The sequence below is a fragment of the Streptomyces sp. MB09-01 genome, assembly GCF_033794505.1.
In the GTDB taxonomy this organism is placed as follows: domain Bacteria; phylum Actinomycetota; class Actinomycetes; order Streptomycetales; family Streptomycetaceae; genus Streptomyces.
Genome location: NZ_JARAYQ010000063.1, coordinates 1 through 13621, shown reverse-complemented (window position 1 = coordinate 13621; position 13621 = coordinate 1). Strand labels below are relative to the sequence as shown.

The 13621-nt window shown below is 70.8% G+C and carries 13 protein-coding genes and 1 riboswitch; of the genes, 4 read left to right on the top strand and 9 right to left on the bottom strand.

Annotated features, from left to right (window positions below; translation table 11 throughout):
• Nucleotides 1-90: 90 nt before the first annotated feature.
• Genes PV721_RS15750 through PV721_RS15740 form a run of 3 tightly spaced genes read left to right on the top strand, consistent with a single transcriptional unit; the run spans nt 91 to nt 3068 of the window.
• Nucleotides 91-354 carry a ferredoxin gene (locus tag PV721_RS15750; protein ID WP_319724521.1) on the top strand — a complete coding sequence of 88 codons (264 nt, stop codon included), beginning with the start codon at nt 91-93 and terminating at the stop codon, nt 352-354.
• On the top strand, nt 351-1757 hold the full coding sequence (locus tag PV721_RS15745; RefSeq protein ID WP_319724519.1) for an NAD(P)/FAD-dependent oxidoreductase: 1407 nt from the start codon (nt 351-353) through the stop codon (nt 1755-1757). Before PV721_RS15750 ends, PV721_RS15745 begins: the two co-directional genes overlap by 4 nt.
• Before the next feature lie 60 nt (nt 1758-1817).
• On the top strand, nt 1818-3068 hold the full coding sequence (locus PV721_RS15740) for a cytochrome P450 (RefSeq protein WP_319724517.1): 1251 nt from the start codon (nt 1818-1820) through the stop codon (nt 3066-3068).
• 11 nt (nt 3069-3079) lie between these two features.
• Here PV721_RS15740 and PV721_RS15735 read toward each other — a convergent pair whose 3' ends face one another.
• The 9 genes from PV721_RS15735 to rpsB all read right to left on the bottom strand — a co-directional run bounded on the left by PV721_RS15735 (nt 3080) and on the right by rpsB (nt 12897).
• Complete coding sequence (locus PV721_RS15735) at nt 3080-4111, bottom strand: ABC transporter ATP-binding protein (RefSeq protein ID WP_319724515.1); 1032 nt, start codon at nt 4109-4111, stop codon at nt 3080-3082.
• The gene (locus PV721_RS15730) at nt 4111-5727 is read right to left on the bottom strand and encodes an iron ABC transporter permease (RefSeq protein ID WP_319724559.1); all 1617 of its coding nucleotides are present in this window, start codon (nt 5725-5727) and stop codon (nt 4111-4113) included. Before PV721_RS15730 ends, PV721_RS15735 begins: the two co-directional genes overlap by 1 nt.
• A gap of 95 nt (nt 5728-5822) precedes the next feature.
• Complete coding sequence (locus PV721_RS15725) at nt 5823-6917, bottom strand: thiamine ABC transporter substrate-binding protein (RefSeq protein ID WP_319724513.1); 1095 nt, start codon at nt 6915-6917, stop codon at nt 5823-5825.
• A gap of 85 nt (nt 6918-7002) precedes the next feature.
• A riboswitch (TPP riboswitch) is annotated at nt 7003-7112 on the bottom strand.
• A gap of 58 nt (nt 7113-7170) precedes the next feature.
• Entirely contained in the window at nt 7171-8283 is a 1113-nt protein-coding gene (gene rlmN, locus PV721_RS15720; RefSeq protein ID WP_319724511.1) for a 23S rRNA (adenine(2503)-C(2))-methyltransferase RlmN, read from the bottom strand.
• 93 nt (nt 8284-8376) lie between these two features.
• The gene (locus tag PV721_RS15715) at nt 8377-9453 is read right to left on the bottom strand and encodes a phosphatidate cytidylyltransferase (protein ID WP_319724510.1); all 1077 of its coding nucleotides are present in this window, start codon (nt 9451-9453) and stop codon (nt 8377-8379) included.
• A complete protein-coding gene (frr, locus tag PV721_RS15710; RefSeq protein ID WP_031144133.1) occupies nt 9453-10010 on the bottom strand; it encodes a ribosome recycling factor in 558 nt (185 codons plus the stop codon). The genes PV721_RS15715 and frr overlap by 1 nt, the downstream gene beginning before the upstream one ends.
• 85 nt (nt 10011-10095) lie before the next feature.
• Complete coding sequence (gene pyrH / locus PV721_RS15705) at nt 10096-10875, bottom strand: UMP kinase (protein WP_030016384.1); 780 nt, start codon at nt 10873-10875, stop codon at nt 10096-10098.
• Between the two features lie 162 nt (nt 10876-11037).
• Nucleotides 11038-11874 (bottom strand): translation elongation factor Ts, encoded by an 837-nt coding sequence (gene tsf, locus PV721_RS15700; RefSeq protein WP_319724501.1) that lies wholly within the window; start codon nt 11872-11874, stop codon nt 11038-11040.
• 135 nt (nt 11875-12009) lie between these two features.
• On the bottom strand, nt 12010-12897 hold the full coding sequence (gene rpsB / locus PV721_RS15695) for a 30S ribosomal protein S2 (protein WP_319724499.1): 888 nt from the start codon (nt 12895-12897) through the stop codon (nt 12010-12012).
• A 249-nt stretch (nt 12898-13146) separates the two neighbouring features.
• Here rpsB and PV721_RS15690 point away from each other — a divergent pair.
• The coding region (locus PV721_RS15690) for a M23 family metallopeptidase (protein WP_319724497.1) at nt 13147-13621 on the top strand (475 nt) is incomplete at its 3' end.

The following is a 13621-nucleotide window of genomic DNA, read 5'->3' as shown; positions in this document are numbered from 1 at the left end:
CGGGGTCCCGCATGCATCCTGAGGTGAAGGGGAGGATCGGGGTTCTCGGGGGGTGACGGGGTACCCGGCCTAGGGAAAGGCAGCACCGTCATGAGGCTTGTCGTCGACCTCAACCGATGCCAGGGATACGCCCAGTGCGCGTTCCTGGCTCCCGACGTGTTCGCCATGCACGGTGACGAGTCGCTGCTCTACAACCCGGAGGCGGCTGCCGAGCAGCGCGAGAACGTCGAACGCGCCGTGGCCGCCTGTCCGGTCGGTGCGATCCTCCTCGAACTGACCGACGAGGACATGGCGAACGTGCCGGCCCCGGATGCCGTGGCCGGAGCCGGCCCCCGTTCCGGAGGCGCGCGGTGACTGCTGAAGGAACGCACGACGGATTCCTGGAGCGGCTCAAGCGCGAGGGCCGCATCGTCGTCGTCGGCGCCTCCCTGGCGGGTCTGCGGGCGGCCGAGACCATGCGCGAGAAGGGGTTCACCGGTTCGCTCACGATGATCGGCGACGAACCGTACGAGCCCTACGACCGGCCCCCGCTGTCCAAGCAGGTCCTGCTGGGCCACGCGGTGGCGGACCACACGGCACTCCCCCGCCGACGGGCGATCGACGCCGACTGGCGCCTCGGGGTCGCCGCCACGGGCCTGGACATGGCCGCCCGCCGGGTCAGGCTCGGCAATGGCGAAGAGGTGGAGTACGACCGGCTGCTGATCGCCACCGGTGTCCGGGCGCGGCCCTGGCCCAACGCGGAGGAGGGCGCCCTCAAGGGAGTCTTCGTCCTGCGCACCCGCGACGACGGCGAAGGACTGCAACAGGCCCTCGCCGCCGGCCCCCGCCGGGTGCTCGTCATCGGAGCCGGCTTCACCGGCTCCGAGATCGCCTCCGCCTGCCGGGAACGCGGCTTGGACGTCACCGTCGCCGAACGGGGCGCGGCGCCGCTGGTCGGCGCGCTCGGCGGCGTGATCGGTGAGGTCGCGGCCGAGATGCACCGCGAGAACGGGGTGGACCTGCGCACCGGGGTCATGGTGACCGGGCTGGAGGGCGACCCCGCCGGACGGGTCCGCGCCGCGCACTTCTCCGACGGGTCCACCGTCGAGGCCGACGTGGTGGTCGTCGGGCTCGGCGCGCAGCGCAACACCGAGTGGCTCGCCGGGTCCGGACTGGGCGCGGGCCCCCGCGGCATCGCCTGCGACGCGGGCTGCCGGGCCTTCGACATCCGCGGCATCGTCACCGATGACATCTACGTGGCGGGCGACGTGGCCCGTTCCCCGCACGCGCTGTTCGGCTACCAGTTCCTCTCCCTGGAGCACTGGGGCAATGCCGTCGCGCAGGCCGACACCGCCGCGCACAACATGCTCAGCGAGAGCGCGGACCGCCGCCCCCACCTGTGGGTGCCGGCGTTCTGGTCCTCCCAGTTCGGGGTGAACGTCAAGTCGGTCGGCGTACCGCCGATGGGGACCGAACTCCTCGTCACGCAGGGCTCGCTCGCGGAGCGCCGGTTCGTGGCCGTGTACGGGTACCAGGGGCGCGTGATCGCCGCCGTGACCTTCGACAACTGCCGGTGGCTCCCGTTCTACGAGCACCAGATCGAGAGCACCGCGCCGTTCCCCCCGGAGTTCTCCACGGTGGACCGCAGGCCGGAGGGGCACAAGCCGGTACCGGCGGACTTCCCGGACCCCTCGGTGCCGACGCACGGACCGACCATCACCCTCAGCGGCTACTCGCCGGCCGACCGGAAGATGACCTTCGTCCCCGGGCGCCCCTGACCGCGTCCGAGACCGCACCGCGCCCTCCCCCGAGGAGCACGAGGATCACGAGGCCCCGCCATGACACAAGCCCTCCTGAGGGAGATCATCGACTACGCGAACCGCGCGAATCCGTATCCGCTGTACGAGGAGCTCCGCAAGACCCCGGTGTCCCACGACGGGGACGGCCCGTACGTGGTCAGCACGTACTACGAGATCCACAGCCTCCTGCACGACCCGCGGATCAGCTCCGACGCCAAGAACCTGAAGTCGACCGGGACCGACCCGCTGGGCCAGGCGGAGGACGAGGGGACGGGGGCGGCCCTGCCGCCGTCCTTCCTCAAGCTCGACCCGCCGGACCACGACCGCCTGCGGCGGATGACGAACCGGCCGTTCGGGCCGCCGCACGCCCCCCACCGGGTGTACGACATGCGCGACGAACTCGGCGGGCTCGTCTCCGGGCTCATCGATTCCATCGCCACCACCGGGAACCTGGACCGGGTCGACCTGGTCGACCAGTTCGCGTACCCCTTCCCGGTCACGGTCATCTGCCGGCTGCTCGGCGTGCCCCGCGAGGACGAGCCGAAGTTCCACGTCTGGGCGGAGACCCTCGCCGCGAGCCTGGACCCCGACCCGGACGCGGACCCCGCCCAGCACGGCAAGGGCGCCATGGACGCCCGCATGGAACTGGGCATGTACCTGGCCGGGCTGATCGAGGAGCGCCGCAAGAACCCGGGCGGCGACATGCTGTCCCAGCTGGCGACCGATGACGGCCCGGACGGCTCGATGACCACCATGGAGGCGCTCAGCACCTCCGCGCTGCTGCTGATCGCGGGCCACGAGACCACGGTCAACCTCATCACCAACGGCATGCTGACCCTGCTGCGCCACCCGGACGTCCTCGAGAGGCTCCGCGAGGAGCCCGGCCTGTCCGTCCCCATCGTCGAGGAGCTGCTGCGGTACGAGCCCCCCGTGCAGCTGCTCCCTCAGCGCACCACCCTCTCCGACATCGAGGTTTCCGGCGTCACCATCCCGAAGGGCGCCTCCCTGTGGCTGATCCTGGCCTCCGGGAACCGTGACCCGAAGCGGTTCGAGCACCCGGATCGCTTCGACCCCGACCGCAAGGACATCCAGCACCTCGGCCTCGGCAGCGGCATCCACAGCTGCTTCGGGGCGCCGCTCGCCCGCCAGGAGGCCCAGCTCGCCCTGAGCGAACTGGCCCGCCGGCTGGAGAACCCCCGGCTGCTGGAGGATCCGCCGCCGTACCGTCAGAACGCGGTCCTGCGCGGCCCGCGCCACCTGCCCATCGCCTGTGACGGCATCCGCCCCTGACCCGGGAGCGCCTAGCGGGTGCCGGCCGCCGGGAGGACGACGACCTCGGACGGGGTGAACGTCACCGCGACCCGGTCCCCCGCGGCCGGCGCCCCCTCCAGCCCGCACTCCGCCTCCAGGACCGGTCCCGCCTCCGGCCGCAGCAGCAGCGCGACGTGCGTGCCGCGGAAGGTGCGGGATACCACCTCGCACCGCAGGCCGGCCGCGCAGAGCACCACCCCGGCCGGGCGGATCAGCAGCCGCTGCTCCCCCTCGGGGGATCCCTCCGGCACCGGGACCTTGCCCCACGGGGTCCTGGCGGCCGTGCCCGAGACCACGGCCGCGACGACGTTCTCGAAGCCGAGGAACCGCGCCACGAACTCCGACGCGGGCCGCTGCCACACCTCCAGCGGGGTCCCGGCCTGCGCGATCCGGCCGTCCCGCATCACCACGACCCGGTCGGCCAGTGCGAAGGCCTCCCCCTGGTCGTGCGTGACGGCGAGGACCGTCGTGCCCAGCCGGGCGAACACCTGCCGGAGCTCCACCACCAGCCGCTCCCGCAGGCCGCGGTCCAGCTGTCCCAGCGGCTCGTCCAGCATCAGCAGCCGCGGCGACGGCGCCAGCGCCCGGGCCAGCGCCACCCGCTGCTGCTCGCCGCCCGACAGGGAGGCCACCGCCCGGCCCTGGGCCCCGGGGAGCCCGACCAGCTCCAGCAGTTCCGCGACCCGGGAGGCGTGCGCGGCCCGCCCGCCACCGCGCATCCGCAGGCCGAAGGAGACGTTCGCGCCGACGTCGCGGTGCGGGAAGAGCTGGTGGTCCTGGAACATCAGGCCCACGCCCCGCCGGTGCACGGGTACGCCGGCCTGGTCGTCCCCGCCCAGCAGCACCCGGCCCGCGGACACCTGCTGGAGCCCGGCGACGACCCGCAGCAGCGTGGACTTCCCGCTCCCGCTCGGGCCCAGGACGCACACGATCTCGTGCTCGGCGACCGCAAGGTCCACGGAGTCGACGACCGCGCGCTCACCGAACCGGACCGACACCCCTTCCAGCTGAAGCAGTGTCATCAGAACTCTCCGGAGGTCTTGTCGGGCCGCAGTCGCTCCAGCACCAGCAGGGACACCGCGCACACCAGCATCAGAATCGTGCTCAGGGCCATCGCCTGCCCGTAGTTCATCTCGCCGGCCCGCCCCAGCAGCCGTGCCACGGCCACCGGCAGCGTCGGCTGGTCCGGTCGTGCGATGAAGACGGTCGCGCCGAACTCCCCCAGCGACACCGCGAAGGCGAATCCGGACGCGATCAGCAGCGCCCGCCGCACCAGCGGCAGGTCCACCTCCCGCCAGGCCCGCAGCGGCGTCGCGCCGAGCACGGCGGCCGCCTCCCGCAGCCGGCCGTCCACCGCGCGCAGCACCGGCAGCATGGTCCGTACGACGAAGGGCACGCCCACCAGCGCCTGCGCCAGCGGCACGAGGATCCACGAGGTCCGCAGGTCCAGCGGCGGCTCGTCCAGGGTGATGAGGAAGCCGAAGCCCACCGTCACGGCGGACACCCCGAGCGGCAGCATCAGCAGCGCGTCGAAGCCGCGTACGAAGGGGCCCGCGCGCCGGGTCAGTGCCGCGGCCGCCAGTCCGCCGATGAACAGGGCGATCGCGGTGGCGGCAAGGGCGTACTGGAGGGAGTTCCAGATCGCCTCCAGCGGCGGCACCAGGAAGGTTCCGCCGCCGGCGCCCGCGTCCTGCAGCGCCCGGTAGAAGCCGAAGCCGTATCCGCCGGGGGCGTCGAAGGACCGCTCGACCAGCACGGCCAGCGGCGCCACGATCAGCAGCGCGATGGTCGCGAGGACGCCGCCCAGCAGCGTGCGCTGCGCCCAGCCGCGTGGCCGGTGCGTGGTGCGGCCCGGGTCCACCAGCCGCAGTGCGGTCTCGCGCCGGCGCACGGTCCAGGCGTGCACGGCGAGGATCGCGCCGACCGCGGCGAACTGCACCATCGTCAGCACGGCGGCCGTCGGCAGGTCCAGGAGCTGCGCGGTCTGCCGGTAGACCTCCACCTCCAGGGTGGAGTAGGCGGGCCCGCCCAGGATCAGCACGACGCCGAAGGAGCTGAAGGTGAACAGGAAGACCATCAGGGAGGCCGCGGCCACCGACGGGGCCAGCGCGGGCAGCGTCACGCGCCGCCAGGCGGCGAACCGGCCGGCGCCCAGCACCCGGGCGGCCTCCTCCTGACGCGGATCGAGCTGCGCCCACAGCCCGCCGACGGTGCGGACGATGACCGCGTAGTTGAAGAAGACGTGCGCGAGAAGGATCGCCCAGACGGTGGTGTCGAGCCGGACCCCCATCGTTTCGTCCATCAGCCCGCCGCGTCCCAGCAGCGCGAGGAAGGCGGTGCCGACGACCACGGTCGGCAGCACGAAGGGAACGGTCACCACGGCCCGCAGCAGCTGCTTGCCGGGGAACTCGAAGCGCGCGAAGACGTACGCGCCGGGGAGCGCGATCAGCAGCGTGAGCACGGTGGAGGCGAGCGCCTGCCAGGTGGTGAACCACAGCACGCCGGCGATGTCGGGCCGGGTCAGCACCTCGCCGACCCGCCCGAACTGCCAGCCCTCGTCGGTCTTGAGACCGCGCCCGACGATCGAGGCGACGGGATAGGCGAAGAACAGCCCGAAGAAGGCCAGGGGCACGGCCATCAGGGCGAGCCGCACGGCGGTCGCCCGGCCGCCCCGGTGAGGGCCGGGGCCGGGCGCGGCGCCCCCCGACGCCGCGCCCGGCCCCTTGGTACCGCCTACTTCACGACGAGCGAGGTCCATGCCTTGACCCACTGCTCACGGTTCTTGGCGATGGTCTCGGGAGCCACGTTCTCCGGCTTCTCGACCACCACACCGTGCTTGGTGAACAGCTCCGGCAGGGCAGCGTCCTTCGTCACGGGGTTCACGAACATCTGGAGCGGCATGTCCTCCTGGAACTTCTTGCTGACCAGGAAGTCCACCAGGGCCTTGCCGCCCTCCTCGTTCTTCGCGCCCTTCAGCAGGCCCGCGAACTCGATCTGGCGGAAGCAGGTGCCGGTGGCGACGCCCGTCGGGGCCTCGGCCGGCTGCGGCTCGCCGTACAGCACCTCGACCGGCGGGCTGGAGGCGTAGGAGACGACCAGCGGGCGGTCGCCCTTGGCCTTCTTGCCGCCCGCGGAGCCGGAGAAGCGCTCGTTGTAGGCCTGCTCCCAGCCGTCGACGACCTCGACGCCGTTGGCCTTGAGCTTGCTCCAGTAGTCCTTCCAGCCGTCCTCGCCGTACTTGCCGACGGAGGCGAGCAGGAAGCCGAGGCCGGGCGAGGAGGTCGCGGCGTTCTCGGTGACCAGGAGGTTCTTGTACTCCGGCTTGACCAGGTCGTCCAGCGTCTGCGGCGGGGCGATCTTCTTGTCGGCGAAGTACGCCTTGTCGTAGTTGACGCAGATGTCGCCGGAGTCGATCGGGGTGACCCGGTGCTCCTTGTCGAGCACGTACTCGGGCTTGACCGCGTCCAGGCCCTTGGCCTCGTAGGGCGTGAAGATGCCGTTGTCGAGGGCGCGCGAGAGGAGGGTGTTGTCCACGCCGAAGAAGACGTCGCCGCGCGGGGAGCCCTTGGTGAGGATCTCCTGGTTCAGCGCCGCGCCGGCGTCCCCGGACTTCAGGACCTTGACGGTGTAGCCGCTCTGCTGCTCGAACTCCTTGAGGACCGTGTCGGTCACGTTGAAGGAGTCGTGCGATACGAGGGTCACGGTCTTGGACTTGGGGGCGTCGCTCGCGCCCGCGGTCTTGTCCTTGGCGTCGCCGCAGGCGCTGAGCGTGGTGACGCCCAGCGCGGCCGCGAGCGCGGCGCCCGCGATCTTCTTGGTGGTGCTCACTGGTGAATTCCTCCTGGGATGTCCAGGAGAAGACGCGGCCCGGCCCGGCGCTCTGTGGGAGCGGACGCCGGGCAGGGCGCAACAGCTTGAGTGGTGACCGAACTTCCTACCCCGAATGACCGGGGCGAGGTTCAGAGGGTCTGCGGATGACGGATACCGCACTCTCAGCGCTGTGGCGCTCCCCTGTCGGAATATGAAATTGGTTCGGCCACAGGGTACCCCGTGGCCGAATATGAACGTCCCTGGCCGGAATCTAGCGCTCCGAGGCGGCGAGCTGGCCGCACGCGCCGTCGATCTCCTGGCCGCGGGTGTCCCGTACGGTCACGGGCACGCCGTGGCGGGCGATGGCCTCGACGAAGGCCTTCTCGTCCTCGGGCCGCGAGGCGGTCCACTTCGAGCCCGGCGTGGGGTTCAGCGGGATCAGGTTGACGTGGACGCGCTTGCCCTTGAGCAGCTTGCCCAGCAGGTCACCGCGCCAGGCCTGGTCGTTGATGTCGCGGATCAGGGCGTACTCGATCGAGATCCGCCGACCGGACTTCTCCGCGTACTCCCAGGCCGCGCCGAGCACCTCGCGGACGTTCCAGCGGGTGTTCACGGGGACCAGGGTGTCGCGCAGCTCGTCGTCGGGCGCGTGCAGCGAGACGGCGAGACGGCACTTGAAGCCCTCGTCGGCGAACCGGAGCATGGCCGGGACCAGGCCGACGGTGGAGACGGTGATGCCGCGCTGCGACAGGCCCAGGCCGTCGGGCTCGGGGTCGGTGAGCCGGCGGATGGCGCCGACCACGCGGTTGTAGTTGGCCAGCGGCTCACCCATGCCCATGAAGACGATGTTCGACAGCCGCGCCGGGCCGCCCGGGACCTCGCCGTCGCGCAGCGCGCGCATGCCGTCGACGATCTGGTGCACGATCTCGGCGGTGGAGAGGTTGCGGTCGAGGCCCGCCTGGCCGGTGGCGCAGAACGGACAGTTCATGCCGCAGCCGGCCTGCGAGGAGATGCACATGGTGACCCGGTCGGGGTAGCGCATCAGCACGGACTCGACGAGCGTGCCGTCGTGCAGCTTCCACAGGGTCTTGCGCGTGGTGTCGTCGTCGCAGCTGATGTGGCGGACGACGTTCATCAGGTCGGGGAGCAGCTCCTGCTGGAGCTTCTCCCGCGACCCCGCCGGAATGTCGGTCCACTCGGCCGGGTCGTGCGCGTAGCGCGCGAAGTAGTGCTGGGAGAGCTGCTTGGCTCGGAACGGCTTCTCGCCGATCGCGGCGACCGCCTCGCGGCGCTCGGCCGGGGTCATGTCGGCGAGGTGCCGGGGCGGCTTCTTGGCCCCGCGAGGGGCGACGAAGGTGAGCTCTCCCGGAACGGGGCGGGCCATGGCAGGTACTCCTTGTAAGACGAAAGGCGCGCCGCAGAAGCAGCGCGCCTTTCAAGAGTAACCGCCCGGCGTCACACGCCGCCTTTTCGCAGGTCAGCCGGTGCCCACGAAGGCCGCCAGGAGCAGCCAGACCACCGGTGCCGTCGGCAGGAGGGAGTCGAGCCGGTCCATGATGCCGCCATGGCCCGGCAGCAGGGTGCCCATGTCCTTGATGCCCAGGTCCCGCTTGATCATCGACTCGCCGAGGTCGCCCAGGGTGGCGCTGACCGCGACCGCCAGGCCGAGCAGCAGCCCCTGCCACCAGGCGCCGCCGTCGATCAGGAACTCCATGCACAGCGCGCCGGCCGCCATCGCGAAGGCCACCGCGCCGAACAGTCCCTCCCGGGTCTTTCCGGGGCTGATGCGCGGCGCGAGCTTGTGCTTCCCGAAGCGCCAGCCGACCGCGTAGGCCCCGGTGTCGCTGACCACCGTCAGGAGCAGGAACGTGATCACGCGCTGGGGGCCGTCGTCGGCGGTGAGCAGCATCGCGACGAAGGTGGCCAGGAAGGGCACGTAGAACGCTGCGAAGGCGCCCGCGGTGACGTCCTTGAGGTAGTCCTCGGGCGGTTCGGTCATCCGCCACACCAGGACCGCCAGCACGGTCAGGGCCATGGCGACCCAGGCGCCCTCGGCCCCCCGGACGTACCCGGCGATGACCATGGCCGCGCCGCCGACCGCGAGCGGGACGAGCGGGGCCTTGATGCCCTTCTTCTCCTGCAGCCGGGAGGTGAGCTCCCACAGGCCCACGACGACCGCGACGACGATGACGCCGACGAAGACCGCCTTGACGATCAGCAGCGAGGCGAAGATCACCGCGCCGAGACCGACGCCGACCCCTATGGCGGCACGCAGGTCCCGGCCCGCGCGCTTCTTCGGCGGCGGGGGCGAGGCGTCCTGCGGCTGCGGGGCATGCGGAGGCGGGGGGCTGGGCATGGGCTCCTGCGGCGGCGTATCGGCGCGGAAGAGGGGGCCGCCGTCCAGGGCGGCCCCCCGATCGCGTGCTTCCCGGTCGTCGAAGTCACGGCCGGCGGCATCGGGCACGATGGGCATGGGCCGAGTGTGCGGGCCCACCTGCGCATCGTATGCGGGACCCGCCGGAACCGGCTCCGGCTGCCAGGAAGTGTCGTTCATCAGACTTCGAGGAGCTCGGCTTCCTTGTGCTTGAGGAGCTCGTCCACCTGCGCGACGTACTTCGCGGTGGTGTCGTCGAGCTCCTTCTCGGCGCGACGGACCTCGTCCTCGCCGGCTTCCTTGTCCTTGACGAGCTTGTCGAGGGCGTCCTTGGCCTTGCGGCGCACGGCGCGGATGGAGACCTTGGAGTCCTCGGCCTTGGTGCGGGCGACCTTGATGTACTCCTTGCGGCGGTCCTGCGTCAGCTCGGGGAAGGTCACCCGGATGATGCTGCCGTCGTTGCTCGGGTTGACACCGAGGTCGGAGTCGCGGATGGCCTGCTCGATGTTGCGCAGGGCGCTCTTGTCGAACGGGGTCACGATCGCCATGCGCGGCTCGGGCACCGAGAAGGACGCGAGCTGGTTGATGGGCGTGATGGCACCGTAGTAGTCCGCCACGATCTTGTTGAACATCGCCGGGTGCGCACGGCCGGTGCGAATCGCGGCGAAGTCTTCCTTGGCGACGACGACGGCCTTTTCCATCTTCTCCTCGGCCTCGAGGAGGATCTCTTCGGTCACCACGTGCTCCTGCATGTCTTGAATGGATGGTTCAGGCGGGCGGGGCCGGCGGGGCCGGTCCGGGCTCGGTCCGGCGGCGGACCGCTCAGGCCCGGGTTTCCTGGTCGCTGACGAGCGTGCCGATCTTCTCACCCTTGACGGCACGGGCGATATTGCCCTCGGCGAGCAGCTCGAACACGAGGATCGGCAGCTTGTTGTCGCGGCAGAGCGTGATCGCGGTGGCGTCGGCGACCTTGAGGTCGCGGGAGAGGACCTCGCTGTACTCCAGCGCGTCGAACTTCACCGCGTCCGGGTTCTTCTTCGGGTCGGAGTCGTAGACCCCGTCGACGCCGTTCTTGCCCATGAGTAGGGCCTCGGCGTCGATCTCCAGGGCACGCTGGGCGGCCGTGGTGTCGGTGGAGAAGTACGGCATGCCCATGCCCGCGCCGAAGATGACGACGCGGCCCTTCTCCAGGTGCCGCACGGCACGCAGCGGGATGTACGGCTCCGCGACCTGGCCCATGGTGATGGCGGTCTGCACGCGGGAGTCGATGCCCTCCTTCTCCAGGAAGTCCTGGAGTGCGAGGCAGTTCATGACGGTGCCGAGCATGCCCATGTAGTCGGACCGTGCCCGGTCCATGCCACGCTGCTGGAGTTCGGCTCCGCGGAAGAAGTTGCCGCCGCCGATCACGACGGCGATCTCCGCGCCGTCGCGGACCACCGCGGCGATCTCACGCGCGATGGCGTGGACGACGTCGGGGTCGACGCCCAGTCCTCCGCCACCGGAGAAGGCCTCGCCCGACAGCTTCAGCATGAAGCGGCGGCCCTTCTTGTCCTGGTCGCTCTTGTCGTCGGATGCGGTGTGGGGGTCCACGCCCTGATTCATGGAGATCTCCTCGTGCACATACGAAGAAGGCCATTGCCGGTGGGTCCTTGCGGTTCCCTCTACGGCAATGGCCTCCTCGTCAGATCTGCGGTCGTCCTGCGCAAGCACGGACGACTGCTTCAGACCCTACCGGGGTCCGGTGTCCGTCGCGTACGGACGGACTCAGATGCCGACCTTGATGCGCGAGAAGCGCTTCAGGGTGACACCGGCCTCGTCCAGAACCTTCTGGACGGACTTCTTGTTGTCCAGCGCGTAGGCCTGGCCGAGCAGCGTGGCGTCCTTGAAGAAGCCGTTGACGCGACCCTCGACGATCTTCGCGATGGCAGCCTCGGGCTTGCCCTCCTGGCGGGTGACCTCTTCGGCGATGCGACGCTCGGACTCGACCTTCTCGGCCGGGACGTCCTCGGCGGACAGCCACTGCGGGGCGAACGCGGCGATGTGCTGCGCGACGCCGCGGGCGACCTCGGCGTTCTCCTTGTCGAGCTCGACCAGGACACCGATCTGGAACGGCAGGTCGGGCATCGTGCGGTGCATGTACGCGGTCACGTAACCGCCGGTGAACTGCGCGAAGCGGTCCAGGACGATCTTCTCGCCGAGGTTGGCGTTGGCCTCGTCGACGAAAGCGGTGACGGTCTTGCCGGGCTCGATCTCGGACGCGAGCAGCGCCTCGATGTCGGCCGGGGAGGTGGCGGCCACGTGGGCGGCCAGCTGGTTGGCGACGGCCAGGAACTTCTCGCCCTTGGCGACGAAGTCGGTCTCGCACTTCAGCTCGACGATGACACCGGAGGTGTTGTCGTCGGCGATGAGGGAGACGACCGCACCGTTCTCGGCAGAACGGCCCTCGCGCTTGGCGACGCCCTTCTGACCCTTGATGCGGAGCGCTTCCTGGGCCTTCTCGACGTCGCCGTCGGCGTCCACGAGCGCGTTCTTGCAGTCCAGCATGCCGGCGCCGGTGAGCTCGCGGAGCTTCTTGACGTCAGCGGCGGTGTAGTTCGCCATGAGTCTGTGATTCTCTCTCGAAGTCGTAGATCTACGGGTGAACGGCGGAGGCGCCGCGCCTTGGGCGCGGCTCCCCCGCCGTCATCGTCCGTGCTGTGAGTGCCCGGCGCGTGAACGCCGGGCGCTCTCAGTGGGTCAGGCCTGCTCGGCGTCGGCGGCCGGGGCCTCAGCCTCGGCGGCCGGGGCCTCGACGACCTCTGCGGCGGCCTCGGCCGGAGCGGCCTCAGCGGCGTCGTCGGCCTTCTTGTCGCCCTCGAGCAGGTCGCGCTCCCACTCGGCGAGCGGCTCGGCGGCGGCCTTCTCGCCCGGCTTCGAGTCGCCGGTCGCAGCGCCGGAGCGGGCGATGAGGCCCTCGGCGACGGCGTCGGCGATCACGCGGGTGAGCAGGGTGACGGAGCGGATCGCGTCGTCGTTGCCCGGGATCTTGTAGTCGACCTCGTCGGGGTCGCAGTTGGTGTCGAGGATCGCGACGACCGGGATGTGGAGCTTGCGCGCCTCACCGACGGCGATGTGCTCCTTCTTGGTGTCGACGATCCAGACGGCGCTGGGGACCTTCGACATCTCGCGGATACCACCGAGGGTCTTCTCCAGCTTGGTCTTCTCGCGGGAGAGGACCAGGAGCTCCTTCTTGGTGAGACCCGAGGCGGCGACGTCCTCGAAGTCGATCGCCTCAAGCTCCTTCAGACGCTGAAGGCGCTTGTAGACGGTGGAGAAGTTGGTGAGCATGCCACCCAGCCAGCGCTGGTTGACGTACGGCATACCAACGCGCGTCGCCTGCTCGGCGATGGCCTCCTGGGCCTGCTTCTTGGTACCGACGAACATGATGGAGCCACCGTGCGCGACGGTCTCCTTCACGAACTCGTAGGCGCGGTCGATGTACGACAGCGACTGCAGCAGGTCGATGATGTAGATGCCGTTGCGCTCCGTGAAGATGAAGCGCTTCATCTTCGGGTTCCAACGGCGGGTCTGGTGACCGAAGTGGACGCCGCTTTCCAGCAGCTCCCGCATCGTGACGACGGCCATGGCCATCTCCTTGGTTTCTCGGTTTGGTTCCTGACGCCCCGCCGCGCCCTGCCCCATGAGGGACCGAGAGACGCTGTCACCTGGCCGTTTCGGGCTGGTGCCGGGGCGTGCGAAGTCGACCCGGTGACCCGGATCGCCACAAGAAGTGTACGGGACCCGGCGGTATGCCGGGTGACCCCGTTGTCCACAGCGCGCGGACCGTCCACAGGCCCGCTCGCGGCCGGGGGCGGGCGCGGGACGCTACGGCCCATGACGACTCTGCTGCTCAGCCTGCTCCTGGCCCTGGCCCAGGCAGCCCTGCCGGGGCCCGTTCCCGGACACCAGTCCGGTGCCCTTCCGGGGCTTCCGGGAGCCCGCCCGCTGCCCGCACCGCTGACGGTGGCCCGCTGGTGGGACCCGCCGCCGACCCCCTACGCGGCCGGGCACCGCGGCGTGGACCTGTCCGCCCCGGTGGGCGCGGAGCTCCGCGCGGTCGGGCCGGGCCGGGTCCACTACGCCGGGCAGGTCGCGGGCCGCGGAGTGCTCTCCCTGACCCTCCCCAACGGCCTGCGCACGACCTACGAACCGGTCCGCCCGCTGGTCGCGGAGGGCGAGCAGGTCACGGCGGGCCAGGTGGTCGCGGTCCTGGCGCAGGGCTCCCACTGTCCGGCCCCGTGCCTGCACTGGGGCCTCCTGTCGGGCGAGACCTACCTCAACCCCCTGACCCTCCTCCCCCGCCCGACAC

Bases quoted from the DNA above. Each gene is read 5' to 3' on its own strand.
- PV721_RS15750 (WP_319724521.1), top strand. From the start codon at position 91: ATGAGGCTTGTCGTCGACCTCAACCGATGCCAGGGATACGCCCAGTGC.
- PV721_RS15740 (WP_319724517.1), top strand. From the start codon at position 1,818: ATGACACAAGCCCTCCTGAGGGAGATCATCGACTACGCGAACCGCGCG.
- PV721_RS15735 (WP_319724515.1), bottom strand. From the start codon at position 4,111: ATGACACTGCTTCAGCTGGAAGGGGTGTCGGTCCGGTTCGGTGAGCGC.
- PV721_RS15730 (WP_319724559.1), bottom strand. From the start codon at position 5,727: ATGGCCGTGCCCCTGGCCTTCTTCGGGCTGTTCTTCGCCTATCCCGTC.
- rlmN (WP_319724511.1), bottom strand. From the start codon at position 8,283: ATGGCCCGCCCCGTTCCGGGAGAGCTCACCTTCGTCGCCCCTCGCGGG.
- PV721_RS15715 (WP_319724510.1), bottom strand. From the start codon at position 9,453: ATGAACGACACTTCCTGGCAGCCGGAGCCGGTTCCGGCGGGTCCCGCA.
- pyrH (WP_030016384.1), bottom strand. From the start codon at position 10,875: ATGAATCAGGGCGTGGACCCCCACACCGCATCCGACGACAAGAGCGAC.
- tsf (WP_319724501.1), bottom strand. From the start codon at position 11,874: ATGGCGAACTACACCGCCGCTGACGTCAAGAAGCTCCGCGAGCTCACC.
- rpsB (WP_319724499.1), bottom strand. From the start codon at position 12,897: ATGGCCGTCGTCACGATGCGGGAGCTGCTGGAAAGCGGCGTCCACTTC.